General features: G+C 69.8%; 22 protein-coding genes and 3 pseudogenes. 12 read left to right on the top strand and 13 right to left on the bottom strand.

Annotated features, from left to right (window positions below):
* Positions 1-10: 10 nt before the first annotated feature.
* On the bottom strand, positions 11-625 hold the full coding sequence (locus O7623_RS15525; protein ID WP_282223763.1) for an ISAs1 family transposase: 615 nt from the start codon (positions 623-625) through the stop codon (positions 11-13).
* Positions 626-641: 16 nt separating this feature from the next.
* A pseudogene (locus O7623_RS15520) lies at positions 642-1,223 on the bottom strand (ISAs1 family transposase); the annotation flags it as partial.
* 380 nt (positions 1,224-1,603) lie between these two features.
* Between O7623_RS15520 and O7623_RS15515 the strand changes: the two are divergent.
* The 3 genes from O7623_RS15515 to O7623_RS15505 all read left to right on the top strand — a co-directional run bounded on the left by O7623_RS15515 (position 1,604) and on the right by O7623_RS15505 (position 4,301).
* Entirely contained in the window at positions 1,604-2,788 is a 1,185-nt protein-coding gene (locus O7623_RS15515; protein WP_282223762.1) for a helix-turn-helix transcriptional regulator, read from the top strand.
* Between the two features lie 134 nt (positions 2,789-2,922).
* On the top strand, positions 2,923-3,066 hold the full coding sequence (locus tag O7623_RS15510; protein ID WP_282223761.1) for a hypothetical protein: 144 nt from the start codon (positions 2,923-2,925) through the stop codon (positions 3,064-3,066).
* Positions 3,063-4,301, top strand: coding sequence for a helix-turn-helix domain-containing protein (locus O7623_RS15505; protein ID WP_282223760.1), 1,239 nt, complete (start codon positions 3,063-3,065; stop codon positions 4,299-4,301). The genes O7623_RS15510 and O7623_RS15505 overlap by 4 nt, the downstream gene beginning before the upstream one ends.
* Positions 4,302-4,312: 11 nt before the next feature.
* Here the strand turns inward: O7623_RS15505 and O7623_RS15500 are convergent, their stop codons facing one another.
* Together O7623_RS15500 and O7623_RS15495 are read right to left on the bottom strand one after the other, a co-directional pair.
* Positions 4,313-4,612 carry a helix-turn-helix transcriptional regulator gene (locus O7623_RS15500; protein ID WP_282223759.1) on the bottom strand — a complete coding sequence of 100 codons (300 nt, stop codon included), beginning with the start codon at positions 4,610-4,612 and terminating at the stop codon, positions 4,313-4,315.
* A gap of 2 nt (positions 4,613-4,614) precedes the next feature.
* Positions 4,615-4,968 carry a type II toxin-antitoxin system RelE/ParE family toxin gene (locus tag O7623_RS15495; RefSeq protein WP_282223758.1) on the bottom strand — a complete coding sequence of 118 codons (354 nt, stop codon included), beginning with the start codon at positions 4,966-4,968 and terminating at the stop codon, positions 4,615-4,617.
* A gap of 81 nt (positions 4,969-5,049) precedes the next feature.
* Between O7623_RS15495 and O7623_RS15490 the strand changes: the two are divergent.
* Positions 5,050-7,224 (top strand): annotated as a pseudogene (locus O7623_RS15490) (restriction endonuclease fold toxin); the annotation flags it as partial.
* 853 nt (positions 7,225-8,077) lie between these two features.
* Here O7623_RS15490 and O7623_RS15485 read toward each other — a convergent pair.
* A complete protein-coding gene (locus O7623_RS15485) occupies positions 8,078-9,445 on the bottom strand; it encodes a hypothetical protein (RefSeq protein WP_282223757.1) in 1,368 nt (455 codons plus the stop codon).
* Positions 9,446-9,694: 249 nt separating this feature from the next.
* Between O7623_RS15485 and O7623_RS15480 the strand changes: the two genes are divergently transcribed.
* Both O7623_RS15480 and O7623_RS15475 read left to right on the top strand, forming a co-directional pair.
* A complete protein-coding gene (locus tag O7623_RS15480; RefSeq protein WP_282223756.1) occupies positions 9,695-9,838 on the top strand; it encodes a hypothetical protein in 144 nt (47 codons plus the stop codon).
* Positions 9,835-11,070, top strand: coding sequence for a helix-turn-helix domain-containing protein (locus O7623_RS15475; protein ID WP_282223755.1), 1,236 nt, complete (start codon positions 9,835-9,837; stop codon positions 11,068-11,070). The genes O7623_RS15480 and O7623_RS15475 overlap by 4 nt, the downstream gene beginning before the upstream one ends.
* A 16-nt stretch (positions 11,071-11,086) precedes the next feature.
* On the opposite strand, the gene O7623_RS15470 is transcribed toward O7623_RS15475, so the two are convergent.
* From O7623_RS15470 to O7623_RS15460, 3 genes and pseudogenes are all read right to left on the bottom strand, one after another.
* Entirely contained in the window at positions 11,087-11,386 is a 300-nt protein-coding gene (locus O7623_RS15470; RefSeq protein WP_282223754.1) for a helix-turn-helix transcriptional regulator, read from the bottom strand.
* Positions 11,387-11,437: 51 nt separating this feature from the next.
* Positions 11,438-11,755: a helix-turn-helix transcriptional regulator gene (locus tag O7623_RS15465; RefSeq protein ID WP_282223753.1), complete on the bottom strand. Its 318-nt coding sequence runs from the start codon at positions 11,753-11,755 to the stop codon at positions 11,438-11,440.
* Positions 11,752-11,979 (bottom strand): annotated as a pseudogene (locus O7623_RS15460) (type II toxin-antitoxin system RelE/ParE family toxin); the annotation flags it as partial. The pseudogene O7623_RS15460 and the gene O7623_RS15465, both read right to left, overlap by 4 nt.
* Before the next feature lie 73 nt (positions 11,980-12,052).
* Here O7623_RS15460 and O7623_RS15455 point away from each other — a divergent pair.
* Together O7623_RS15455 and O7623_RS15450 are read left to right on the top strand one after the other, a co-directional pair.
* Positions 12,053-12,451, top strand: a complete 399-nt coding sequence (locus tag O7623_RS15455; RefSeq protein WP_282223752.1) for a hypothetical protein — start codon at positions 12,053-12,055, stop codon at positions 12,449-12,451.
* Positions 12,451-14,892 carry a DUF4132 domain-containing protein gene (locus O7623_RS15450; RefSeq protein ID WP_282223751.1) on the top strand — a complete coding sequence of 814 codons (2,442 nt, stop codon included), beginning with the start codon at positions 12,451-12,453 and terminating at the stop codon, positions 14,890-14,892. Before O7623_RS15455 ends, O7623_RS15450 begins: the two co-directional genes overlap by 1 nt.
* Positions 14,893-14,964: 72 nt before the next feature.
* Here O7623_RS15450 and argG read toward each other — a convergent pair whose 3' ends face one another.
* Positions 14,965-16,383: an argininosuccinate synthase gene (gene argG, locus O7623_RS15445; protein WP_282223750.1), complete on the bottom strand. Its 1,419-nt coding sequence runs from the start codon at positions 16,381-16,383 to the stop codon at positions 14,965-14,967.
* A gap of 275 nt (positions 16,384-16,658) precedes the next feature.
* On the opposite strand from argG, the gene O7623_RS15440 reads away from it, so the two are divergent.
* The 3 genes from O7623_RS15440 (at position 16,659) to O7623_RS15430 (ending at position 19,606) form a co-directional block, all read left to right on the top strand.
* Positions 16,659-17,246, top strand: a complete 588-nt coding sequence (locus O7623_RS15440; protein WP_282223749.1) for a hypothetical protein — start codon at positions 16,659-16,661, stop codon at positions 17,244-17,246.
* 71 nt (positions 17,247-17,317) lie between these two features.
* A complete protein-coding gene (locus O7623_RS15435) occupies positions 17,318-17,929 on the top strand; it encodes a copper resistance CopC family protein (RefSeq protein ID WP_282223748.1) in 612 nt (203 codons plus the stop codon).
* A 123-nt stretch (positions 17,930-18,052) separates the two neighbouring features.
* Positions 18,053-19,606, top strand: a complete 1,554-nt coding sequence (locus tag O7623_RS15430; protein ID WP_282223747.1) for an NAD(P)-binding domain-containing protein — start codon at positions 18,053-18,055, stop codon at positions 19,604-19,606.
* A 48-nt stretch (positions 19,607-19,654) separates the two neighbouring features.
* Here the strand turns inward: O7623_RS15430 and O7623_RS15425 are convergent, their stop codons facing one another.
* The 4 genes from O7623_RS15425 to O7623_RS15410 all read right to left on the bottom strand — a co-directional run bounded on the left by O7623_RS15425 (position 19,655) and on the right by O7623_RS15410 (position 23,895).
* Positions 19,655-20,254 carry a nitroreductase family protein gene (locus O7623_RS15425; protein WP_282229424.1) on the bottom strand — a complete coding sequence of 200 codons (600 nt, stop codon included), beginning with the start codon at positions 20,252-20,254 and terminating at the stop codon, positions 19,655-19,657.
* 179 nt (positions 20,255-20,433) lie between these two features.
* Positions 20,434-21,555, bottom strand: a complete 1,122-nt coding sequence (locus O7623_RS15420) for a glutamate--cysteine ligase (protein WP_282223746.1) — start codon at positions 21,553-21,555, stop codon at positions 20,434-20,436.
* Between the two features lie 28 nt (positions 21,556-21,583).
* Positions 21,584-22,801 (bottom strand): M20/M25/M40 family metallo-hydrolase, encoded by a 1,218-nt coding sequence (locus tag O7623_RS15415; protein WP_282223745.1) that lies wholly within the window; start codon positions 22,799-22,801, stop codon positions 21,584-21,586.
* 125 nt (positions 22,802-22,926) lie between these two features.
* Complete coding sequence (locus O7623_RS15410) at positions 22,927-23,895, bottom strand: hypothetical protein (protein ID WP_282223744.1); 969 nt, start codon at positions 23,893-23,895, stop codon at positions 22,927-22,929.
* 185 nt (positions 23,896-24,080) lie between these two features.
* On the opposite strand from O7623_RS15410, the gene O7623_RS15405 reads away from it, so the two are divergent.
* Positions 24,081-25,337: an extracellular solute-binding protein gene (locus O7623_RS15405; RefSeq protein ID WP_282223743.1), complete on the top strand. Its 1,257-nt coding sequence runs from the start codon at positions 24,081-24,083 to the stop codon at positions 25,335-25,337.
* Positions 25,338-25,349 lie beyond the last annotated feature (12 nt).

Raw genomic sequence — 25,349 nt, 5'->3', positions numbered from 1 at the left:
GCGCTCAGGGCTATTGCGTAGTCGGGTAACTCCTGGTCACGGCGTCGATGAGGTCTGTAGAACGGCGGTTCGCTCGTCGGGTGGCGCGGGCGATGTTGGGTTCGCCGTTGCCGCGGTGGTAGCCGACCGTGGTGTTACGGAGTGTGGCGAAGACGGCTGGTCCGTTGCCGATCCGGGCGTGATGGGCATCCTCACGTAACGTGACATCGCGGACGTAGTGCAGGCGGTTCTCGATATGCCACTCTGCCCGTGCCCAGGCACCGAGGTCGGCGGGTTGGGCCTGTCCAGCGGGCAGGGACACGGTCAGGTACGCCGTTTCGCGGCTGGTCCTGCCCTTGACCGTACGGGTACGGGTGATCCGGACGGCCTGCCGGGCGTGGGGGAAGCCGAGCCCGCCGGGTGTCGCCACGGTGACGGCCTTGACGGTGCGGGTCTCCGTTCGGCCGTGTCCGGTGTCGCGGGTCCGCGCTCCGACCGGGACCTGCGCCCAGGGAACAGCTTTGAGCTGGGCGAACGTGGTCGGCTGGCTGGCTTTGACCGTGACCATCAGATGCCCGCCGGCGGCGGCCAGGTACTCGGCGTGTCCGGTTCCGGGCGTGCAGGGCGTCCGCGACGACCAGGACATCGGTCAGCGATCCCAGCTGGGCGGCGACCAGGCGCAGCAGGGGTGTGAACGCCGGGATCTCATTCGACTTCGCGGCGATCTGGACCTGGGCGAGCACGACGCCGGTGCTGGTGTCGTAGGCAGACAGCAGATGGACCTGACGTCCGTCGGCGAGTCGGGCGCCGCGCACGACCTTGCCGTCGACGGCGATGACGAGGCGCCTCCGCCGCCCGCTGCGGGTGACGGGTGTCGTGCGTGCCAGTAGCCAGCTGGCCAGCACCGTCGACAGGGCCTGCGCGTCGACGCGGATCAACAGCCGCCACACCGTGGTCGCGGCAGGGACCCGGTCGGTGAAGCCGAGCCTCACCCACGAGACGCGGTCCAGGTCCCGTACCCAGTCGGCGATCGCGGCGAAGGTACACGCCCCGGCCAGCACCGCGCACACCGCGACGGCGAGCACGCTGACCAGGGGGTAGCGGCGGCCACGCGGATCACGCGGATCGGGCACCGCCCCCAACGCGACGAACAGGACGTGATGCTCGCTGTCAGTGACCGCCGCCGGTGGTGGCGTATCGGTGGGCCGGTGCGGCAGCAGAATCTCGGTGGGTGATGATGGCATCGGCGGGTGCGGTCCTTCTCGTGATCATGTGGCTTCGCAACTTCATGATCACCAACGGGCCGCGCCCGTCCTGCATAGACCCCGGAACTCCTCCCGGACTCCCAGCTCAGCCAGCTCTCAACCGACTACGCAACAGCCCTGCACTTGCGCTCGACATCTGCTATTGCATCCACCCAATGACACGTGGTCGGGTCGATGTACTGAGACGCGGAGCGGCGACTCGTGGTCGTTGTCGAAGCTGGGAAGATCGCCACTGTCGCGAGTGAGGACACAGGTCAGGGCGCGCGCGGGTCTTCGGGACGGGTACGGTCGAGGTAGCGAGCCTGCCGGCCGGGCCAGCGGTCGGTGACTGGCCCGCTGCCTAGGAGGTAGGCGACGGTATGCCTGAGAACGTGAACACGGTTGGTGCACGGATCCGGTACTGGCGGATGCGCCGGGGCGGGATGAGCCAGGGGGTGCTCGCTGGCCTGGCTGGCGTCAGTCAGTCGTACATTTCGCAGTTGGAGTCGGGGCGCAAGAGTATCGACCGTCGCTCCACTTTGGTCGCTATCGCGAGTGCTCTTCAGGTCACCGTGGCTGACCTGCTTGGCCAGGGCACCGAGGCGGGGGATCCGGCACGGGAGCGGGCGGGGGCGCGCGTTCCGCAGATCTGGTCCGCGCTGATCGAGATCGAGGACGGCGAGCGGCAGCCAGTTGCCGGCAGCGCTGAGGAGCTTGCCGCCCGGATCGCTCGTGCTGACCAGCTCAGGGCGAGTGCGAACTACCCGGCGATGGCACCGATGCTGCCCGGGTTGCTGCACGCTGCCGCCGCTGTCGGTGGGACGACGCTCGCTCAGGCGGCTTACCTGACCTCGACCTGCTTGCGGAACCTCGGCTACCGGCATCTCGCGTTGAACGCCGCCCGGATCGCGGTGACAGCCGCCGAGGACGTCGAGGACCCAGCATGGATCGGCGCGGCGCGGTTCGCGTACACCCAGAGTTTGCCGATCGAGTCCGCCGCACTCGCGGCACGAGCCGCAGACCGGTCGCTGGCCGAGGTCCAGACCGACGCCGCCGACGAGCGAGTACGGCAGATGCTCGGCCAGCTGCACCTTGCGGCAGCACTGACCTGCGCTGTCAGTGGCCGGGTGGACAACGCTCGTGATCACCTGACCGAGGCGGCCAGGGAGGCGGCAAGCCTCGGGGATCCAGTCGACGGCGCGGGCTTCAACGGGTGCGGCTTCGGGCCGACCAACGTCGGCCTCTGGGAAATGTCGATAGCCGCCGAACAGGGCGAACACGGCCGCGTCATCGAGCTGTCCCGTACAGTACGTCCGCAGACCCTCGTCGCCGCCATCCGTCACCAGTCCTACTGGCTCGACCTCGGCCGGGCGTTCTCCGCCAGTGGGCGCCGCGACGCCGAGGCGTTGGCGGCGTTCGTCCAGGCCGAACGGGCCGCGCCGGCGCCGTTCGCGTTGAACCCACTCGCCCGCGAGGCGGTCGTCGCCATCACGCACCGCACTCGACGACGCGCGGTCCCCGACGACCTGCGGATACTTGCTGGCCGACTCGGAATCAACCTGTAGCCATAACCAGTAGTAATAGATCAACAACGAAGCACTTCTACTGTCCTGTGTGGCGCATACCACCGTGTGCTATCGACCAGGCGGCACGCATCGGAGTCCTCGACGGAGCCGCCGTTCACGACAGCGGAGTGCTCGTGATCGCCAGACTGCTACCGATCGTCTTCGCCGGTCTGATGCCCGGCTTCCTCCTCGGCCTGTTCACATTCCGGATCAAATCCCGGTGGTGCCCGCGCTGCGGCGAGACCACCGAAGCCATCCACCGCAGCCTGCACCAATGACCACCGCGCCCGGCCGCCACCGCACCGCCGAACTACCCATCGGCCGGCGGATCGCCCAACTGCGCGCCCGACGCGGCCTCACCCAGCAGGTCTTCGCCGACCGCATCGGCAAATCCCACTCCTGGGTCGACAAGGTCGAACGCGGCATCCGCTCCCTCGACCGCATCTCCGTCGTCCACACCGTCGCCGCCGTCCTCGGCGTCACCCCCGAAACCATCCTCGCCCCCACCACCAGCAGCCGACCCGAACCCGCCACCGACACCACGGCCGCCGCCGTCGAACACCTGCGCGCCGCCCTCGCCCGCTACGACACCCCCGCCCCCGACCAACCCACACCGTCCGCCGCCGACCTGCACCGCCGCATCCGGTACGCGCACAGCGCCTACCAGCACGCCCACTACCCGCAACTGCTCCGCACACTGCCCGACCTGCTCACCCACACCCGCCACACCACCGCCAACGACGCCCCACCCGACGCCGCGTACCTGCAAACCCGGGTCTACCGGCTCACCGCACACCTACTCACCAAGCTCGACGAACCCCACCTCGCCTGGCTCGCTGCCGACCGCGCCATCACCACCGCCGCAGGCCGCCCCCGGCACACCGCCGCAGCCGCCATCGCCCTCACCCAAGCGTTACGCGCCCTACACCGACCCACCCTCGCCGTACAGGCCGCGCTCACCGCCGTACCGCTGATCGACCCGGCCGCGACCGACCACCCGGCACCCGACGACCACGCCCTCACCGGCACCCTGCTCATCGAAGCCGCCCTCGCCGCCGCCACCGGCAACGACCCCACCACCGCCCACCAGCTCACCGACCACGCCGACAGACGCGCCGCAGCCTGTCACGGACTACGCCGACCCGACCACGCCGACACCACCACCGGATTCGGACCCACCGCTGTCACCCTCGCCCGCGCCCACATCGCCACCATCCTCGGCAACCCGCACCAGGCCATGACCCACCACCAACACGCCACCACCAGCCACGGCTGGCGGGAGCTTCCCGCCGAACACCGCGCCGCCCACCTGATCGACATCACCCACGCCTACCTCGACACCGGCAATCCCACCGGTGCCACCCGCGCCATCATCACCGCCGACCAGACCGCCCCCGCCGAAACCCGCACCCGACCCACCGCCCACGCCGTTGTCGCCACGCTCCTGCAGACCAGTCCCACCCCCGACCTGACCCGCCTCGCCACCACCATCGGCCTCGCCCCACGACCCTGACCAGCCGGCTGCTATGCGGCGGCGTCGCGTGGTTCGAAGCCGACCTTCAGGCTCACCTCGAGCGCTGTCGCCAGTCTTTCCAGCACCACGAGTGTCGGTACGGTGCCGCCAGCCTCGAACCGGGCCACCGCAGACTGCGTCATCCCCGACGCCGTGGCCAACTGCGTCTGACTCCAACCACGACGCTCACGCAACTCACGCACCGAACGACCGAGCTCGAACGCCAACCGCGCCGCCTCGTACGCCTCAGCGGCTCCCGGCTCAGCCAGCCGCCGCTCCCGCATCGCGGCCCAACCGCCACCCTCACCCATGACTAGACCTCCTCCTCATCCTCGACCTGGTGTGCCTCGTCGATACACCGCGCCAACGCCTGCCGCGCCCGGTCGATCTCCCGCTCCTCACGCATCCGGGTTTTGAAGAAGACCGTCAGCAGGATGATCCGCCTTCCCGGCCCGATCCAGTAGGTGACCCTCACCGCGTGCTGCTCAAGGTGGAACCGCAACTCGCGGAGTTTCCGATCAAGCTGCTTCGTGTAAGGCTCGCCCAGTAGCGGCCCCTGCTCGGCCAGCAGGTCGACGTAGAACGCGGCCCGGGCGAACAGGGCACTCGGCAGACTCTCCAACCACTTCTCTACTTCCGGCTCCAGCTCCACGACACCCCAGGCCATAGCATAGATGCTATAGCAAGTGTCCGGCCGTCGCGGGCCGTGTCAGCCTGAAACTGCCGGACGGGGACGACCTGTCGTCACGATGGTGCCGGGCAGCGGTTGACCCGTACGGCGGTCGGTCAGCTGCAACATGTGGTGTCGGGGTTGTGTCTGGCGACCCTGGGTGGGGCGACGGCGAATGCGACCCCGATCGTCCTCGCCACCTGTGACGCTGGCGCTACGGCGCAGTTGTGGTCGGCGCAGGACGAGACCCGGCATGTCTACGGCCCGGACGGGGCCCGGCTGCTGACGGTGCAGGACGCTCAGGCGACCCTGCACCTGGGTGACGCTCTGCTGACGGTCGCCGCTGGCGGGGTGAACGTGGTCAGCCAGCGCACGTATCCCGTTCCGGGTGGGGCGGTGATGCGTTACGCCTACGGCACCAGCCCGGCCGCGCTCGCCGCGCTCGCCTCGGATCATCAGGGCAGCCCGTACGCGGAGGTCAACTCCTCGGCCGGCATGCCGGTGCGGATCGTCAAACGCGACCCGTACGGCAACGAACGCGCCACCACACCCCTCGCGGTGAATCTGCAGACCCATACCGGGTTCCTCGGTGCGACCCGCGACGACTCCTCCGGCTACACGCCGCTCGGGGCGCGGCTGTACGACCCGGCGGTGGGTCGGTTCCTGTCCGCTGACCCGGTGCTGGATCTGGCTGACCCGGCCCAGGCCAACGGCTACACCTACGCCCACAACAACCCCGTCACCCACTCCGACCCGACCGGCCTGTCGATCAGCCTCACCTCGTCGGAGCGGGCGGCTGCGCTGGCAGGGGCGGGTCTGTCCGCCGCGCAGGTCGCCCAGGCCAGATCAGCCGCAGGCCGGACCATGACCTCGGTCATCCTGTCCGTCGCCTGGGACGTGTTGAAGGAGTTCATCGGCCTTAACGCCGCGCTGGGCTGCTTCGGCGGCAGCGTCTGGTCCTGCGTCGACCTGGTCACCGAGTTCATCCCCGCCGTCAAGATGTTCAAAGCGTTCAGCCGGATCGTCAAAGCCGTCGAACGCACCTTCTCCGCGATCAAAGCCTGGCAGAAAGCCAAAGCCGCCGCCCAGTCCGTCCTCCGCGCGGCCCGAGCCGCCGAAACCGCCGCGCTGAACGCGAAGAAAGCCGCCGCCGAACGCGCCAAACGCGCCGCCCAAGCCCTCGCGAAGAAGGCTGCCGACAAGGCCAACACCACCAGCAACAAAGCCGTCAACGCATCCAAGAAAACCGGCAACCCCGTCCAGAAACAAGCCCAAGCCAAAACCAACCCCAAAGCCTCCAGCGGCGGTGGCGGCCGAGCCAGCGGCGGCGGCGGTAAGAACACCTCCAAACCCGGCGGCACCACCGGCGCCTCATCCCGCTCCAACGGCGGATCCAGCGGCGGCAACTCCTGCGAGGACCCCGGCAACAGCTTCACCCCCGGCACCAAGGTCCTGATGGCCGACGGCACCACCACACCCATCGAACAGGTCAAGCCCGGTGACGAGGTCATCGCCACCGACCCCGAAACCGGCGAAACCGAGGTGGAGACCGTCGCCGCCACCATCACCGGCGACGGCGTCAAACACCTGGTGAAGATCACCATCGACACCGACGGCCACCACGGCGGCGAGACGGCCGAGATCACCGCCACCGACGGTCACCCCTTTTGGGTCCCCGAGCTGGGCGAGTGGATCGACGCCACCGACCTGCAACCCGGCCAATGGCTCCAGACCAGCTCCGGCACCTGGGTACAGATCACCGCCATCCAACGCAGGACCGTCCCGCGAGCCGTCGTCCACAACCTCACCATCAGCCACGTCCACACGTACCATGTAGTAGCCGGCAACCAACCGGTGCTGGTCCACAACTGCGGCGATGACGTAACCGAACTATCTGACCATGCTCGGGGGCTGTATCGTGATGGCAAGCATGGCGAAGCTATGGATGTGCATTATGAGGATCAGGTACGGAAACAGACCGGCGGCGTTTCCGAACTAATCGACGGATACGAGTACGACGCTGTGACGAGTGACGCGATAATTCAGGTTAAGCGCAGCATGTCCGCAGTACTGAAGCCTCGAAATTTTCTGAGTAAGAGCACCCGTGCGCAGATCAGAAGAACCGTTGCTCTGGCTGAATCGCGAGGCGTGAGCGCTGAATACTGGTTCAAGTACGGTGCCCATCCGTCGGTTGTAAAGTATATCGAAGAAAAGGGGGCTCGCGTAGTTCCCGGATTAGGTAGGAATGGCTAGATACTATGATGCTCGCGGCCACATTAGTTGCGAATTCGAACAAATTGAAGAGATTAGACAAATAATCCAATCCTGCGGAGATATGGAAAATTGGCGTCGAGAGGCGAGTCGGCGTGATCTTTACCTATCTGGTTGGCTGTATCAGTCGGTGCGAATAAATTGGATTGGTCATGTCTTCTATGGGGCCAGCGTGCAAAGAGATGGGATTGATCTCCTGAAGGGGTGCCTTCGGCAGATTGCTGTCCGATTTCCTGATGTCACAGGTATCTTCTTCGTGGATGGCGAGGAGGGGGAGAATAGTGAAGTCATTCAGGTGGCGGATGGAGTCGTTCTCTCTCGGCCAAGGGGAGATGGCTCTGCTGCACATGACCAGGATCTGCGAGAAACGTAGACCAGTTCTGATCTAGAGGCCGTTGCTGTACGGAAGGGTGAGCGCGGCGTTCACGGCGTCGCGGTCGCGGTCCATGCCCCGGGTGAAGGCGTGCAGATGCGGCAGGTCGACGGTGCGGACCTGGAGCCCACAGATTCCTGGGGTATTCGATGCTGCACCAAGCGTCGTGAGTCATGGCTCGGTCGGCAGGGGTGAATCGGAGTTGGTTGATCATGGTTGCGGGTGCGTTAAGCAAGGCTGGGATGAACGACTTGTCTGCCGGTCGCCGGCGCGATGTCTGAGCTGGGGGCTGCTGGGCGGTGATCCACTCGTGTGCCGGCGACGTCAGCGCGGAACTGAGAGATTGAGGTTGATGCGTCGGCGCATGCCGTCGGATTTGAGGGTGGTGGTGAAGGTGGTCCAAGCGGCGGGGGGCGAAGGTCAGCATTCTGGCGGCGGGGGCCTTGGAGTCGCGCAGCGTTCTCAGGTGGCGATGAGGTCTTTGGTGTCGGTGCAGAAGCGGCGGACGGCGGGGGTGCGTCGGTAGGGGCTGAGTGCGCCGACCAGGTTGCGTACGTGCTTGATGCATCTGGCGGAGGTGACCTGCCCGGTGAGGGTCTGGACGGCCTGGTCGCCGAGGGCGAGTGCCTTGTCCAGTTCGGGTTGGTCCTGTCGGACGTAGGTGGTGGCGAGCAGGGCGTTGCGCAGCGCGCCTTCGCGGCTGTACTCGTTGTCCTGCAGCCGCAGCGCTGCCCGGAGGTGTTCGCGGGCGCGGGTCCAGTCTTCGAGTTTGACGTAGCAGTAGCCGGCCTGGGCGTGAGCCTGGGCTTCGTTGATCCAGTACGCCCAGTCGGGGTCGCCGTGTTCCGGGCGTTCGTCGGTGAGCCGGTCGAACGCGCTGTCCAGTGCACGGCGGGTGTCGGTGACGGCGTGGTTGTTGGCGTACGCCTCAGCGGCACGCAGGTCCAGAATCGTTCCGACTTTCGGGCTGGTGGCGGGGTAGCTGGCCCGTGCGGTCTCGGCGAGGGTGATCGACTGCCGGAGCTGGCCGAGGTCCTTCGCCTGGCAGGACATGAAGCCGAGGATGTTCGCGCCGAGGCCACGGTCACCGGCGGCGTGGGCCTGGTAGAGGCCTGCGATCCAGAACCGTTGCGCCTGGCTGTGGTTGCCGGCGTCGAACGACAGCCAGCCGGCGAGGCGCATCAGCTCACCGGCGGTGCCGTGCAGTCGCCGCCCCACCGAGTCGGTGTAGCGGCGCTCGCGTAGCACCGCGACCACGGTCGCCAGGTGCTGACGGACCAGGCCGAGCGTCTGGCCGCTGCCGAGGTGGTCGTCCATCCGCCGCAGGCTCGACGTGACGGTGTCCAAGTGGTCGACGACCTCACCGGACAGCGGCCGGCCGGTCGCCGAGGCGACGTCGGCCGGCTGCTGGGCGATGATCCACTCGTGTGCCGGCGACGTCAGCGCGGAACCGAGCAGAGCGAGGAACATCCGTCGGTGCGTCATTGTCTCAGGTTCGTTCACGACCATGGCTGCCTGCAAGGCCCCGGCAGGTGTCCACGACAGTTCCAGACCAGCCGACGCAGGTGCGGCGTCGAAGCCGTCATCGGGCCAGCCCAGCTCATCGAGGGTGACCGTCCGCTGCACCTGCTCTGACAGCAATGCGACGGTCAGCGACGGCCACGGGCTACGCGGCACCTCGCCCTTCTTCCACTTGTACGGCGTCTTGAGGTGCAGCCGCTCCGCACGACCGTGCCGCTCGGCGCACTCGTTCAGCCGCCGGGCAAGCTGCTCAGGCTGCCAGCCCGCCTCGGCCAATAAGCGCGTGATCCCGTTCCCGCTGACCGCCACCGCATCGACCCTTCACCCGTAGTGGTCGCTCCCACGCACAGTAGCGAACCTGGTATCCGGCAGGCTGCCCCGACACTGATCCGCACCGATACGCACCACGCGCACCCCCTCCCGCCACCACCCGGCTGAGGTCAACTGAGTACATCGGATTCCGGCGGTGACCCGAATCCGAAACCGGTGAAACGGGTCGGCGGGTCGGGGCGCGGCAACGCTCCGACCCGCCGGCCTCGCCAGAAGGTGAGAGTGCTCGTGATCGCCAGACTGCTACCGATCGTCTTCGCCGGCCTGATGCCCGGCTTCCTGCTCGGCCTGTTCACATTCCGGGTCAAGTCCCGGTGGTGCCCGCGCTGCGGCGAGACCACCGAAGCCATCCACCGCAGCCTGCACCAATGACCACCGCGCCCGGCCGCCACCGCATCACCGAACTACCCATCGGCCGGCGGATCGCCCAACTGCGCGCCCGACGCGGCCTCACCCAGCAGGTCTTCGCCGACCGCATCGGCAAATCCCACTCCTGGGTCGACAAGGTCGAACGCGGCATCCGCTCCCTCGACCGCATCTCCGTCATCCACACCGTCGCCGCCGTCCTCGGCGTCACCCCCGAAACCATCCTCGCCCCCACCACCAGCAGCCGACCCGAACCCGCCACCGACACCACGGCCGCCGCCGTCGAACACCTGCGCGCCGCCCTCGCCCGCTACGACACCCCCACCCCCGACCAACCCACACCGTCCGCCGCCGACCTGCACCACCGCATCCAGTACGCCTGGACCGCCTACCAGCACGCCCACTACCCGCAACTCCTCCGGATGCTGCCCGACCTACTCACCCACACCCGCCACACCACCACGGCACGAGCCGACGCCGCCCACCTGCAAACCCGGGTCTACCGGCTCACCGCACACCTACTCACCAAACTCGACGAAGCCCACCTCGCCTGGCTCGCCGCCGACCGCGCCATCACCACCGCCGCAGGCCACCCCTGGCACACCGCCGCAGCCGCCATCCCACTCACCCAAGCGTTACGCGCCCTGCACCGACCCACCCTCGCGATCCAAGCCGCGCTCACCGCCGTACCGCTGATCGACCCGGCCGCGACCGACCACCCGGCACCCGACGACCACGCCCTCACCGGCACCCTGCTCATCGAAGCCGCCCTCGCCGCCGCCACCGGCAACGACCCCACCACCGCCCACCAACTCACCGACCGGGCCGACGAACTCGCCGCCACCATGAGCCACCGCCAGCGGCGACCCGACGACAGCGACACCACCACCGGCTTCGGGCCCACCGCCGTCGAACTTGCCCGAGCCCACATCGCCACCGCCCTCGGCGACCCACGCCAGGCCATCACTCACCACCAACACGCCACCGCCAGCCACGGCTGGCGGGAACTACCCGCCGAACACCGCGCCGCCCACCTGATCGACATCGCCCACGCCTACCTCGACACCGGCAACCCCACCGCCGCCTCCCACGCCATCATCACCGCCGACCAGACCGCCCCCGCCGAAACCCGCACCCGACCCACCACCCACACCGTCATCACCACCCTCCTACGGACCGGTCCTACCCCCGACCTGACCCGCCTCGCCACCACCATCGGCCTCACCCCACGACCCTGACCAGCCGGCTACCTTGCTAGGTGGCGGCGTCGCGGGGCTCGAAACCGACCTTCAGGCTCACCTCCAGCGCTGTCGCCAGTCTTTCCAGCACCACGAGCGTCGGCACCGTCCCGCCAGCCTCGAACCGGGCCACCGCAGACTGCGTCATCTCCGACGCCGTAGCCAACTGCGTCTGACTCCAACCACGACGCTCACGCAACTCACGCACCGAACGACCGAGCTCGAACGCCAACCGCGCCGCCTCGTACGCCTCAGCGGCACCCGGCTCAGCCAACCGCCGCTCCCGCATCGCGGCCCAACCGCCACCCTCACCCATGACTAGATCCAACGCCGTTGCAGCCTGAAGCTTCCGGGCGGGGAGCGCAGGTCAGGCGATCGCGGCGATGTCGCCGTCGTCGAAGTAGATGGCCTGGTGCAGACGGCCACCGAGCGCGGCGGCGTAGCGGGCCACCACATCCTGCCCGGAGATCTTGCCCTGCTCGATCTGGGAAACCCGGCCCTTGGTGACGCCCATCCGGTCGGCGACCTGCTGCTGAGTCAGACCTCGGGCTTTGCGTACCTCGGCGAGGCGGTGCCCGACGACGGTGGCCAGCAGCTCCCGCTTGCCCGCCTCGACCGCCTCCTCACCACCGGCCCGCTCGACATAGGCACTCCGGACGTCGCTCCAACGCGTGTAGCCCATCACGGTTCCCCCTCCTGCTCGGCGCGTTCCTTCAAGTAGATCTCGTAGCGGTGTTCGGCCAGTGGGATGGCTTCGGTGTACCACTCGTTCCACCGGCCGGTCTTGTCGCCAGCGACGAGCAGGATGCTGGAACGCCAGGGGTCGAAGGCGTCCAGGATCCGTACGGCTCCTGGACGCAGCTCCTTCAGGTTCGCGATCGACGACCCCTGGACCGTGTCCACCAGCGGCCCGGCCCAGATTGTGCCATCACCGGGGTCGGTCGGGGCTGGTTGTCGCAGGGCGGACCTAGACTGCGGCGCCATGGCGATGGTGACCTTTGTCGACGAGAGCACTGCCGGGGCCCGTACCCCGGCCTGGGCGCTGCGGATATTCGAGGAGCGACTGACGCTGCGGGAGCTGATCCGTCGGCGGATCCACCAGGAGGTGGCCGAGTACCACGCCGCCGAAGGGGTCGTGCCGAACCGGTCGCTGGTGGCGCCGACCCCGGTCGAGCAGACACTCAACGGCGACCCGGCGGCCCGCCGCCGCCCCCGGGTCGACCCGGACACCCAGGTCGCGCTCGCCGAGACGGCGTTCCGCCGCAACGGGTTCGTGGTGCTGGTCGGTGACCGGCAGGTCGAGGACCTCGACGACGAGGTCGACCTGCGCCGGGACACCGAGGTCACGTTCCTCAAGCTCGTACCGCTGGTCGGTGGCTGATGTCGATCACGGGCAACACCGAGCCGTGGCGCGCCGAGCGGCTGCGTGAGCTGGTCGCCGGTGCCGACGTACCCGGCCTGGCCAGCTATCTCTACCGGCACGCCTGGCAGGTCGTCAACAAGGCGGAGCACCGGGCGCTGCTGCGGCCGCTGTCCCGGCCCGATCTGGTACGCCTGATGCGTGCCCTGATCGACGTCCGGCTCGACGGTCGCCACCTGCCGTGGGCGGCGACGGAGCTGCTGTCGCAGCTGGCCCGGCGGCTGCCCGACGACCTGTCCGCCGAGGACGCCGAGGCCCTGGGCGCGTTCGTCGTCCTGGCGCCGCACGCACTGCCGCCGACCGCGTTGGAGCTGGTGGCGCGCCGGCTGCAGGCCACCAGTGGGCTGCCGGACGACGTACTGAAATGGGTGCAGCTGCGGTCGGGGGAGAGCCCCCGACTGCGGCAGTTCCTCGCCGAGCGGGGCAGCGTACCGCTGGAGCCGGTGGACCCGTGGGCCGCGCAGATCCTCACCGAGCTGCCGACCCTCGGCCCGGCCTGGCCCCGGCTGCTGGCGCACGCCAGCACCGCGACCGCCGCCCGCCCGCCGGCGGCCTGGCTGAAGACGGCGCGGGAGTTGCTCGCCGAGGCCGACCCGGCGCAGGCCCGTACGGTGCTGGACCGGTGGCTGACCGCCGCGTCGGCCACCCCGCAGCAGGTGCCGGACGCCGGCAACGCCGACGTGCTGCGGGGCCTGCTCTGGCTGGTGGAGCTGACCGGCCCGACCACCGACCAGGTACGCCTGTTCGGCGTACTGGTCGAAGTGATGTTGCGGCGGCTGCCGGGGGTCGGGCCGGCCTGCCCGAAGATCGCCAACGCGGCGGTCGGGGTGCTGGGCCGCCTCGACGGTGACGCCGCCCTGGCCCAGCTGGCCCGGCTGTCGGCCCGGCTGACGTACAAGGGCACCCGCAACGAGGTCGACAAGGCGCTCGACGCGCGGGCCGCCGCGCTCGGCATCGGCCGGGACGAGATCGAGGAGCTGGCGGTCCCCGACTACGGGTTGACCGACGTCGGTCGGCACGAGGTGACGGTCGGCGGCTGCCGGGTGGAGCTGTCGGCGGGCGCCAGCACCGTCGCGGTGACCTGGCACAACGACGCCGGCCGGGTGGTGAAGTCGCCTCCGGCGGCGGTACGGCGTGACCATCCGCAGGTCGTGGCCGACGTGAAGGCGCTGGCGAAGGACGTTTCCGGGATGTTGGCGGCGCAGTCGGCCCGGCTGGACCGGCTCTTCCTGGCCCGACGCGACTGGAGCCTGTCGGTGTGGCGGGAGCGCTACCTGGACCATCCGGTGGTCGGCGTCCTGGCCCGGCGGCTGCTGTGGCTGGTCGACGGGGTGGTGTGCGGCTGGGCCGACGGCGCGCTGCGGACGGTCGACGACACCCCGGTGTCGGCCGCCGACGACGCGGTGGTGCAGCTGTGGCATCCGATCGGGCGGCCGGTGCCGGAGGTGCTCGCCTGGCGGGAGTGGCTGGAACGCCACCGGGTGGTGCAGCCGTTCAAGCAGGCCCACCGGGAGGTGTACCTGCTGACTCCGGCGGAGGAGTCGACCGGCACCTACTCGAACCGGTTCGCCGGGCACGTGCTGCGCCAGCACCAGTTCCATGCGCTCGCCGCCGCCCGGGGCTGGGCGGACAAGCTGCGGTTGATGGTCGACGACACGTATCCGCCGACGGTGCGGCAGCTGCCGCAGTGGGGGCTGCGGGCGGAGTACTGGGTGGAGGGCATCGGCGACGACTACGGCGTCGACACCACCGACAGCGGTACGTACCTGCGGCTGGTCACCGACCAGGTGCGGTTCTATCCGATCGACGCCCCCGGCAACGTGGCGCACGCCAGCGGCGGCGGCTACACCGGCGGCCGGTGGGGGGCGCAACGGGCCCCGGTGGTGCCGATGCCGCTGCACGAGGTGCCGCCGCTGGTGTTCAGCGAGGTGCTGCGCGACGTCGACCTGTTCGTCGGGGTGGCCAGCGTCGGCAACGACCCGACCTGGTCCGATGGCGGGCCGGCGGGCCGGTTCCGGGACTACTGGTCGTCGTACAGCTTCGGGGAGTTGTCGGCGACGGCGCAGACCCGCCGGGACCTGCTGGCCCGGCTGCTGCCCCGGCTGGCGGTGGGTGCCCGGGCCAGCATCGACGGCCGGTTCCTGGTGGTCCGGGGTGAGCTGCGCACCTACAAGATCCACCTGGGGTCGGGGAACATCCTGATGAGCCCGAACGACACCTACCTGTGCATCGTGCCGGACCGGTCGGCGACGCGCCCCGGTGATGACCGTCACGACGCGTTCCTGCCGTTCGAGGGAGACACCGTGCTCGCCGTGATCCTCAGCAAGGCGATGCTGCTGGCCCGGGAAACCGAGATCACCGACGCGACGATCACCCAGCAGATCGGCATCGCCACCGGCTGAGTACGCCGGCGAGCTGAGTACGCCGGCGGGGGTGCACCGACACGTCGGTGCACCCCCGCCGGCCTGCTGGTCTCAGTCGGTGCCGGACTCGATCGCGGCCCGGTCCAACGCGTCCGGCTTGACCGACACGTCCTCACCGCCGGTGCGGACGATGTCGGTGGCGCCGCCGAACGGCAGTTCGCTGATCAGTCCGCTGCCGGGCAGCAGCGGGCCGTCGGCGACGTACTGCTCCAGCTTGTCCCGGGAGTCGGCGATGTCGAGGTTGCGCATCGTCAGCTGGCCGATCCGGTCGTCCGGGCTGAACGCCGGGTAGTGGCTGCGCTCCATCGACAGCTTGTCCGGGTGGTAGCTCAGGTGCGGCCCGGTGGTGTCGACGATCGAGTAGTCCTGGCCGCGCCGCAGCCGGACGGTGACGCTGCCGGTGACCGGGTAGCCGACCCAGCGGTGCAGGCTCTCCCGCAGCATCAGCGCCTGCGGGTCGAACCAGCGGCCCTCGTACAGCAGCCGCCCGAGCCGGCGGCCTTCGATCTGGTACGCCGCGACGGTGTCCTCGTTGTGGATGGCGGTGAGCAGCCGCTCGTACGCGATGTTCAGCAGCGCCATGCCGGGGGCCTCGTAGATGCCGCGGCTCTTGGCCTCGATGATCCGGTTCTCGATCTGGTCGGACATGCCCAGCCCGTGCCGGCCGCCGATCCGGTTGGCCTCGTGCACCAGGTCGACGGCGCTGGCGAAGCCCTGGCCGTTGATCTTCACGGGGCGGCCGTGGGCGAACTCGACGGTGACGTCCTCGGTCGCGATGTCGACGTCCGGCTGCCAGAACGGCACCCCCATGATCGGGGTGACGATCTCGATCGAGGTGTCGAGGTGCTCCAGCTGCTTCGCCTCGTGGGTGGCGCCCCAGATGTTGGCGTCGGTGGAGTAGGCCTTCTCCGCCGAGTCGCGGTACGGCAGGTCACGCTGCGCCAGCCAGTGCGACATCTCCAGCCGGCCACCGAGCTCGGAGACGAACGCGCCGTCCAGCCACGGCTTGTAGATCCGCAGCCCCGGGTTGGCCAGCAGCCCGTACCGGTAGAAGCGTTCGATGTCGTTGCCCTTGAACGTCGAACCGTCACCCCAGATGGAGATGTCGTCGGACTGCATGGCCTGCACCAGCATGGTGCCGACGACGGCCCGCCCGAGCGGGGTGGTGTTGAAGTACGTCTGCCCACCGGAGCGGATGTGGAAGGCGCCGCAGGCCAGCGCGACCAGGCCCTCCTCGACCAGCGCCGCGCGGCAGTCGACCAGGCGCGCCTTCTCGGCGCCGTAGATCAGTGCCCGGTCGGGCACGTCGCTGAGGTCCGGCTCGTCGTACTGGCCGACGTCGGCGGTGTACGCGTACGGGACGGCGCCGCGTTCACGCATCCACGCGACCGCGATGGATGTGTCCAGGCCGCCGGAGAACGCGATGCCGATCCGTTCACCAACAGGCAGTTTTCGCAGCACCTTCGACATGGCCGTCAGTCTAGGTGAGGCCGACCCGGGCGGACCGGGCCGCCCTGCGCTTCGACGGGCGGGCGGTGCCCGGTGTACGGGCTGCGCCCCGTCGTCCTGTTCGTGTGCCCTCGACCGCATCCGAGCCTTCGCCGAGTGTTGCGACAAATGCCGGTGCATCAGTCATGCGCCAACTACGACCCGGCAATTGCCCAGTCTGGGAGAAGAGTTGCCCGCCACGGTCCGATAGTTTCATCACACTTGGTCAATCTCTGCCTCACGGAAGGTGCGCGCTCATGGCTCAGGACGTCGCCGCCGCGCCGGGCGGGCTGCTGGCGCGGCTCAACGGTGCCCACCACAAACTGGCCCTGAACGGATTTCTCGCCGTGGTGGTCGCCCACTGGGCCGAGCACCTGGTGCAGGCGTACCAGATCTGGGTCCTCGGCTATCCCCGGCCGCAGGCCCGCGGGGTGCTCGGCCAGTGGTTCCCCTGGCTGGTCACCTCCGAATGGCTGCACTACGGCTACGCCATCGTGATGCTCGCCTTCCTGTTCCTGCTCCGGCGCGGCTTCACCGGCCGGGCGCGCACCTGGTGGACGATCGCGCTGGCCATCCAGTTCTGGCATCACATCGAACACCTGCTGCTGCTGATCCAGGCGCAGACCGGGACGATCTTCTTCGGCCAGCCGGTGGTCACGAGTGTGGTGCAGTTGATCATTCCTCGGGTCGAGCTGCACCTGTTCTACAACTCGGTGGTCTTCGTACCGATGCTGATCGCGATGTACCTGCACCTGCGGCCGAACGCCACCGAGCGGCAGCAGATGAGCTGCAGCTGCGCCGGTCACCGTACGCCCGCGCAGCGGCTCGCCCCGCACACGGCCTGATCCGGATGCGGCCCGACCTGGACCCGGTCCGGCGGGGACGGCGGCGGCGATGGCGGGGACGGCGGCGACCTGTGGCTGCCGCCGGGGCCGCCGCCCTCGCCGCCCTCGTCGGCCTGCTCACGGTCGCCCCCGGCCCGGCCCACGCCGACGACCGGCCGGCGGACGTGACGGCCCAGCCCGCGGCGGTGGTGGCCCAGCGTGCGGCGGTGGCCGCCGAACCGGTGGCCGGGGCGGTCCTGGCCGAGCCGCCGACGGCCGTGTCGGTGACCTTCGGCGACACCGTCCAGCCCGAACTGTCGCATCTGGATGTCTTCGACGCCGACGGTCGGCGGCTCACCGGCGGCGGCTTCGACCAGCCCACGCCCACCCGGATCCGGTTGCCGGTCGAGTTGCCCGCCGCCGGGGACTACACGGTGGCGTACCACGTCACCTTCCCCGACGGCAGCAGCGCCTCCGACGCGTACCGCTTCAGCGTCGGCACCGGGGTGCCGCCGGCGCCGCTCGCCGCCGCCGACCGGCAGGCCCGCGTCGACGAGGTGTCCGCGCACGCCCACCAGATCGACGGCTTCAGCGCGACGCTGCTGATCATCGACGGCGTGGTGCTGCTCGGCGTGATCCTGATGCTCTGGCTGCGGCCCCGCGACGGCCGACCGATGACCTACCGGCCTGACGACCCCGACTGACGACCCCGACTGACGAACCGGGAACCTCGCTCCTCATCGGACGGGGAAATACCGGGTCGCGGTATTGACCGTCCGGCGCGGGTGCTCGATCGTCGTGGATATTCCGACCCCGGGGAGACCACGATGACGCACCCGTCCGGCGTTACCGAGCACCACCGGTACCTCATCATCGGCGCCGGCCCGGCCGGCCTGCAGCTGAGCTACTACCTGCAGCAGACCGGCTGCGACTATGTCACAGTGGAGCGGGCCGACGCGCCGGGGGAGTTCTTCCGGCGGTTCCCCCGCCACCGGGGGCTCATCTCGCTGAACAAGGTGCACACGGTCAGCGCCGACCCGGAGATCCGACTGCGCTGGGACTGGAACTCGCTGCTGCACGAGCCGTTCGACCTGCCGTTCGCCGACTACAGCAGGCAGTACTACCCCAACGCCGACGACATGGTCCGATACCTCGCCGACTTCGCCGCGCACCACCGGCTCGCGATCCACTACGGGGTCGCCGTCGACAAGGTGACGAAGCAGGACGGGACGTTCCTGGCGCACACCGCCGACCGGGTCTACAGCGCCGACTGCCTGATCATGGCGACCGGCTGGGGCCGACCCCACATCCCGGACGTCCCCGGCATCCAGCACGCCGTCGGGTACGAGTCGATGAGCACCGACCCGGCCGACTACGCCGGGCAGCGGGTGCTCATCCTCGGCAAGGGCAACTCGGCGTTCGAGACCGCGTCGGCGATCCTCGGCCACGCCTCGATGGTGCACCTGGCCAGCCCCCGGCCGATGCGGCTGGCCTGGAACACCAAACACCCCGGCGACGTACGTGGACACCACGGCGCGGTGATGGACAGCTACCAGTTCAAGACGCTGCACTCGGTGCTCGACTGCGTCATCGACGAGATCGTGCCGACCGGCGAGGGCTACCGGGTGCATCTGACGTACACCCACGCCGACGGCGAGACCGCCGTGATGGACTACGAGTCGGTGCTGCGCTGCACCGGCTTCGCCATGGACACCTCGGTGTTCGGCGCCGGTGCCCGGCCCCAACTGGTGCCCAGCGGCCGGATGCCGGCCACTGCACCCGACTGGCAGTCGGTCGACGTCGACGGGCTCTACTTCGCTGGCACCATCGCCCAGGACCGTGACTTCAAGAAGGCCTCGTCGGCCTTCGTCGACGGCTTCCGCTACAACCTGCGTACCCTGACGGCACTGCTGCGCGAGCGGTACGAGGACGTACCCCTGCCCTTCGACACGGTGCCCGCCGACGCCGAGACGCTGACCGGCGCTCTGCTGGACCGGGTCAACTGGAGTTCCGCGCTGTGGACCCAGTTCGAGTTCCTGGTCGACGCGGTCGTCGTCGACCCCGGCACCGGGCAGGCCCGGCACTACCACGACCTGCCGGAGGATCTCGTGGTGACGCGGTTCGCCGACGAGGAGTACTGCTACACGTTCGGGCTGCGCTGGGGGCGGGAGCCGTACCCCGACGTGTTCGCCATCGAGCGTCACCCGCAGCCGGACCGGGCCGCGGAGAGCGCCTTCATCCACCCGGTGCTGCGCCGCTACCGCCACGGTGAGCTGGTCGACGAACTGCACCTGCTGGAGGACCTGCTGGCCGAGTGGCGCCGCCCCGACCGGCACGTCCTGCCGCTGCAGGACCATCTCGCCAAGGACCTGCCGCGCTGACCGGCCACCGCCGGAGCCGGCTGGATCGCTGCCGCGCCGGGCGCGGGATCACCGCCGGACCAGGACCTCGTTGAGTGGTTTTCGCTCCAGCTGGGGCACGGTGACTCCGTCGGCCGGGTAGCCGACCGGCATCACCACGCAGGCGCGTTCCTCGGCGGGTCGGTCGCAGATCTCGTTGAGGAACCGCATCGGGCTCGGCGTGTGGGTGAGGGTGGCCAGCCCGGCCAGGTGCAGCGCGGTGATCAGCATCCCGGTCGCGATGCCCACCGACTCCTTGACGTAGTACGGCTTCGGGGTGTGCGGCCCTTGGTGCACCTCGAAGACCACGATCACCACCGGGGCGACTTCCAGGAAGGGTTTCTCCCAGTCCGTGCCGATCGGGGCGATGGCGGTGAGCCACTCCTCGGGGGCGCGCCGGTGGTAGAACTCCCACTCCTCGGCCTCGGCGGCCTGCCGCAGCCGGCGTTTGCGCGCCGGGTCGGTGACCACTACGAACCGCCACGGCTGCAGGTTCGCCCCGCTGGGTGCCGACGCGGCCGCCCGGACCGCCTCGTCGATCACGTCGAGCGGCACCGGCTCGGCGGAGAAGTCCCGCACCGACCGGCGGGCGGCCATCCGGTCGGCGAAGTCCCTGGCGGTACGGCTCATGACCGCCGGTTCGAGCCGGTCGAGTTGCAACGGGGTGGTCAACGGTCCTCCAGCCGGAGTCGGGTCGCCACCTCAGCATGCGCCACCGCGTGACCGTGTGATTGTTCGGAATTGCGCTCCTGGTGTGGGGTGGCGGCCGTGCTGCTGCCGCCCGCCGGGTCCGCCGCCGGTCTGCCGGGTCAGTCCGCGGTACGGTCGGCGAGCCAGTCGACGACGGCGGCGGCGTCACCGTCGTTGTCGGCCGCCACCGCCCGTTGCCGGCGGGCACCGGTGCCCTCGGCGAGGACCCGCCCCCACCAGTCGACGACGAACGGGTGGGCCTCCTGGTCGCGCAGCACCGGTGCGACGGTGTCGATGAGCGCGCCGACCAGGTCGGCGGCCGGCCGAAGCCGACCGGTGAACAGGTCCAGTCCGTGACCGTCGAGGCCGTCGCGGGCCGCCCGCCAGTACGCCGCCCGGAGCTGCTCGACCGGTACGTCGACCGGTGGCTCGCCTCGGCGTACCGCTGCGGACAGGTGGGTGACCAGTGCCCGCACCACGGCCGCGTACAGCGCCGACTCCTCGGCGGTGACGGCGCTGTCGGCGACCCTGACCTCCAGCGTGGGCTTGGTGTGCGACGGCCGGACGTCCCAGAAGACGGTGCCCCGGTCGACCAGTGCGCCGGCGGCGAGCAGCGACTCGACCACCTGCTCGTAGTGGGTGGCCGAGGCGAACAGCGGCGGTGGACCGGCCACCGGCCACCGCGACCAGGTCATGGTCCGCCAACTCGCGTACCCGGAGTCCCGGTTGTCCCAGTACGGCGAGTTCGCTGTCAACGTGAGCAGCACCGGCAGGTACGGCCGTAGATGGTTGCCGACCTGCACGGCCAGCTCCCGGTCGGGCATCTCGACGTGGACGTGCAACGCGCAGATCGCCACCTCGTCGTGCAGGCCCCGGAACGTCTCGGTGCCCCGGGACTGTCGGGGCCCGACGGTGATGGGCGGTGGGACCGGGCCGGCGATCACCGCGGATCCGCTGGCGACGACGCGCAGCCCACGCGACCGGGCACAGTCGGCGATCACCTTGCGGGCCCCGGTGAGCTGCGAGACCAGGTCGGCGACGCTCGCGCACGGTGCCGTGCGGGTCTCCACCTGCAGCGGGGTGATCTCGCCGGCGACCCGGTCGGCCAGGTACGGCGCGGCGTCCCGGACGATCTGGCCCGCCTGTGGTACGGGAGCCCGACTGGCCGCGTCGACGACGATGAACTCCTCCTCCACGCCGAACCGGGGAGCCGGATCCGGTGGACTGCTCGATGGTGGCATGGTGGGGGAGTCCCTTCTCGACCGAGGTTTACCGATCGCCGATCGCGGTTGACCGGAGCGTAGTCGTCCGGGTCGAGGTGCGGTGCCCGTCGGTCGTCCCGGTCGTCCCAGCCGTTGCGGCGATTGCGGTCGTCCCGGTGATGTCGGCGATCATCGCGGCGAGCAGCGCCGTGCGGTCCGGCATCTGCGAGACGTCGACCCACTCGTTGCGGGCGTGCGCGCCGCCGCCGACGCCGCCGAGCCCGTCCAACGTGGCCACGCCGAGCGAGCCGGTGAAGTTGGCGTCGGAGGCGCCGGGCGCGTGCGCGCCGTCGAGCGGCGCCAGCCCCATCCGGCGCCCGACCGTGCGGGCGATCTCCAGCAGCGGCAGTGCCACCTGCTCCGGCAGCGGGTAGCGGTTGACGCCACCGTCGACGGTGACGGTCGCGCCGGCCAGGTGAGGGGTGGCCGCCCGGATCATCCGGTCGACCCGGTGCAGCTCGTCGCGGGTCCACGCGCGTACGTCCACGCTGAATTCGGCGGACTCGGGCACCTGGTTGGTCATCCGGCCGCCGCTGAGCATGGTCGGGGTGACGCTGGTGCCGTCGGCGGCCAACGCCCGTACCGCCAGCACCTGATGGGCCAGTTCGACGGCGGCGTTGACGCCCCGGTGCGGCTCCACCCCGGCGTGCGCGGCCCGCCCGTGTACGGCGATCCGGTACACCGACCCGCCCTTGCGGGCGATCTTGAGCGCGCCGTCCTCCGTGGCGGGCTCGCCGACCAGTACGGCCCGGGAGCGCCCCGCCTGCTGCTCGATCAGGGCCCGGGACGTCGGCGACCCGCTCTCCTCGTCCCCGGTCAGCAGCAGGCCGACCCGCGAGGTGTCCGGGAGCAACGCCAACGCGGTGATCATCTGGACGATCCCGGACTTCATGTCGCACACCCCTGGGCCGGTGGCGATCGGGCCGGCGACCCGGAACGGCCAGTCGTCGATCGTGCCGGCCGGCCACACCGTGTCGTAGTGCCCGATCAGCAGGACCCGCTGGTCGCGGGCAGGCCAGAGCAGGTGGACGACGCCGTCGACGACGACCCGGCGGGCCGGGCGACCCAACGCCGCGCTGCCCCACTCGTCGAGCAGGTCCGCGCAGGCGGCGAGCTGCCCGGGCGCGCCGGGCGGTGACTCGGTGCCGACCAGTACGCCGAGTCTGTGCACCATCGTCGATGCCTGGCCCTGTGCTTCGCGTCGGATCGCGGCTGCATCCATCATGGATCCGATGGTCTGGTCGGTCCGCTCCGGCTGACAAGCTTCCTGGTTGCGTTCTCTGCGGGTGCCGGGGTGCGGCCACGGCCGGGGCGGGCAACTGAGCACGTGGGGACAACGATCGGGCCGGTTCAGCGGCTGTTGTACGGCATCGTCGGGAACCAGCCGTAGTCGAACATGGCGGGTAGCCGCACGTTCCAGTAGACGATCATGAAGACGCCGAGGGCGATCAGCATCGCGCCGGTGATCGCGGCGGTCCTGGCCGGGTTGCTGGCGAGCCAGCGGACGAACCGGCCCCGACTGGCCACGATCAGCAGGGCGAACAGCGCCGACACGATGACGATGTTGCCGATCGACTGCAGAACGAACGCTCCCGCGCCGTACAGCGGGTTGCCGCTGTCCACCGCCCACAGGAAGAGTTTGTTGAACAGCGGGTACGGTCGGCCGATCAGGAAACCGCCGACGAGCGCGCCGAGCAGCACCACCCGGGCCACCGGCCGGTGCGCGAACGGGTCGGGCAGCATCCCCACGACGGCCAGGCCGAGGTAGACGAAGACCAGCCCGATGACCCCGAACACGACCATCGCCTGGATGAGTCGGACCGGCAGACCACCGACCGAGGCCGTGGACAGCTGGGGCAGCCGGTCGCCGAGCAGCACGCCGATCACGCCGTACGCGGCGGAGACGGCGACCATGCCGACGGTGAGCCAGCCGATCGGTTTCGCCAGGACCCGCAGGCCGGAGCCGGTCGCGCCACCACCGCCAGTGCCGCCGCTGCCGGCCTGGCTCATCGGGCCGATCGACGCGGCCATCGCGATGTTGCAGGCGGTGAAGGTGCCGGCGAGGCCGGAGACGAAGGCGAAGACGAGCGCTGCGGCGGTGCCACCGATCGCGGTGGCCTTCGCGTCGTGGCCGAGCAGGGCGTTCGCCACGTTGTCGCCGATCACGTGGTCGACGAACTCGTAGGACCAGAGGATCGCCAGGAGGACGCCGGCAGCGATGGCGGCGACCACGATCCGGCCTGCGGCGGCGGGCCGGGTGGTGACGGGTCCGGTGGTGACGGGCTGCGGAGCCGAAGATCCACTCTTGGGGGTCGTCATGTCAGCGAATTATCCGCTGAGTGATCGAATGGATCCTCTCCGATGTTGCTCACTTTGGAGTGTGGTCGCGTCGGCTGTTGCCATCCGTCACATCCTTGACACCTCCCCGTAGTGTGACCCACACAACCAATTGCCAGATGTCGATCTTGAGCGCTGGTGTCCGACGACGTCGTAAGGGGGAGCCAATGCCGGAGCAGTACTCCCGGCGGTCGTTCTTCAGCGGGGTGCTGGCCACCGGGACCTTCACGGCCGCCACGTTCTACCTGATGCCCGGCGGTCGCCGGCCACCGTCGGTGGAGCTCACGCTCGCCACCGGCGCCGACCCGACCGGTGCCCGGGACCTGCTGATCTCCATCTGGAACCGGAACAATCCGCAGACCGTCGTCCGGGTCGAGACCATCGCCGTCGGCTCCGGCGACGAGCGGCAGATCATGCTGGAAAAGGCCCGGCAGGGCTCCGCCGACCTGCTCAATCTGGACATCATCGACGTACCGGAGTTCGCCGACCAGAAACTCATCGTCGCGCTCCCGCTCGGCGACAACGGGCCGCTGCTGCCCTCGTTGCGCGGCATCCACCGAGTCGGCACCGACGACAGCCACTACTGGGCGGTGCCGTTCAACACCGACGTCGGGATGCTGTTCGCCCGTACCGACGGCGACGCCGAACCGTCCGGACCCCCGCCGTCGCTGCCGGAGCTGCTCGACGCCGTCCCCGACGGCAGCCAGCAGTTCATCGGACAACTGCGGCCCAGCGTCTCGGCGTACTACGAGGCGTTCGTCGTCAACGTCCTGGAACACGCCGCCGCGCAGCGGCCCGGTGTCCTCAAACCCGTCGACGACTCCACCGCCGGCGCGGCAGCCGAGCGGGTCTCCGAGGACCTCGACCTGTGGCGGAGCGCGCTGACCCCGCTGCGCGAGGCGATCGGCACCGGCCGCGTCCTGACCTCCGGCGACGAGGCCGACTCCCGGGACCGCTTCGCCGCGCCCGGCTCACCGGCCCGCTACATGCGCAACTGGCCGGTGAAGTACCGGGAGTTGCAGCAACTCGGCAACCCGGACGTGCGGACCGGCCGGGTGCGGGTCGACCAGTTGACCGTCGGCGTCCTCGGCGGTCAGAGCCTGGCGGTGGTCGCCCGCAGCCCGTACGCCGACCGCGCCCGCGCCTTCATCGACTTCGTGACCAGCGACGACGCCCAGAAGATCCTGGCGATGCACGGGCTCGCGCCGACCTCGATCGCCGCCTACAACGACCCCAACCTGCGGGCGGCGGTGCCGCATTTGGGCGCGATCCGGGCGGCGGTCGAGCAGGCGCTGCCCCGCCCGGCGCACCGCAACTACCGACGCTTCTCCGATGTGGTCAAGGAGCACGTCGAACAATTCCTCTACCAGGGGACCGACCTCGGCCCCCGGTTCATCGACGAAATGCTGACCGCCCTCGACTGACCGGCGGCGACC

Origin of the sequence: Solwaraspora sp. WMMD791 (assembly GCF_029581195.1) — a bacterium.
Lineage (GTDB): Bacteria > Actinomycetota > Actinomycetes > Mycobacteriales > Micromonosporaceae > Micromonospora_E.
This window is presented reverse-complemented; position numbering and strand designations above follow the sequence as displayed.

Bases quoted from the DNA above. Each gene is read 5' to 3' on its own strand.
- O7623_RS15525 (WP_282223763.1), bottom strand. From the start codon at position 625: ATGTCCTGGTCGTCGCGGACGCCCTGCACGCCCGGAACCGGACACGCC.
- O7623_RS15515 (WP_282223762.1), top strand. From the start codon at position 1,604: ATGCCTGAGAACGTGAACACGGTTGGTGCACGGATCCGGTACTGGCGG.
- O7623_RS15505 (WP_282223760.1), top strand. From the start codon at position 3,063: ATGACCACCGCGCCCGGCCGCCACCGCACCGCCGAACTACCCATCGGC.
- O7623_RS15500 (WP_282223759.1), bottom strand. From the start codon at position 4,612: ATGGGTGAGGGTGGCGGTTGGGCCGCGATGCGGGAGCGGCGGCTGGCT.
- O7623_RS15495 (WP_282223758.1), bottom strand. From the start codon at position 4,968: ATGGCCTGGGGTGTCGTGGAGCTGGAGCCGGAAGTAGAGAAGTGGTTG.
- O7623_RS15475 (WP_282223755.1), top strand. From the start codon at position 9,835: ATGACCACCGCGCCCGGCCGCCACCGCATCACCGAACTACCCATCGGC.
- O7623_RS15470 (WP_282223754.1), bottom strand. From the start codon at position 11,386: ATGGGTGAGGGTGGCGGTTGGGCCGCGATGCGGGAGCGGCGGTTGGCT.
- O7623_RS15455 (WP_282223752.1), top strand. From the start codon at position 12,053: ATGGCGATGGTGACCTTTGTCGACGAGAGCACTGCCGGGGCCCGTACC.
- O7623_RS15450 (WP_282223751.1), top strand. From the start codon at position 12,451: ATGTCGATCACGGGCAACACCGAGCCGTGGCGCGCCGAGCGGCTGCGT.
- argG (WP_282223750.1), bottom strand. From the start codon at position 16,383: ATGTCGAAGGTGCTGCGAAAACTGCCTGTTGGTGAACGGATCGGCATC.
- O7623_RS15440 (WP_282223749.1), top strand. From the start codon at position 16,659: ATGGCTCAGGACGTCGCCGCCGCGCCGGGCGGGCTGCTGGCGCGGCTC.
- O7623_RS15430 (WP_282223747.1), top strand. From the start codon at position 18,053: ATGACGCACCCGTCCGGCGTTACCGAGCACCACCGGTACCTCATCATC.
- O7623_RS15425 (WP_282229424.1), bottom strand. From the start codon at position 20,254: ATGAGCCGTACCGCCAGGGACTTCGCCGACCGGATGGCCGCCCGCCGG.
- O7623_RS15420 (WP_282223746.1), bottom strand. From the start codon at position 21,555: ATGCCACCATCGAGCAGTCCACCGGATCCGGCTCCCCGGTTCGGCGTG.
- O7623_RS15415 (WP_282223745.1), bottom strand. From the start codon at position 22,801: ATGATGGATGCAGCCGCGATCCGACGCGAAGCACAGGGCCAGGCATCG.
- O7623_RS15410 (WP_282223744.1), bottom strand. From the start codon at position 23,895: ATGACGACCCCCAAGAGTGGATCTTCGGCTCCGCAGCCCGTCACCACC.
- O7623_RS15405 (WP_282223743.1), top strand. From the start codon at position 24,081: ATGCCGGAGCAGTACTCCCGGCGGTCGTTCTTCAGCGGGGTGCTGGCC.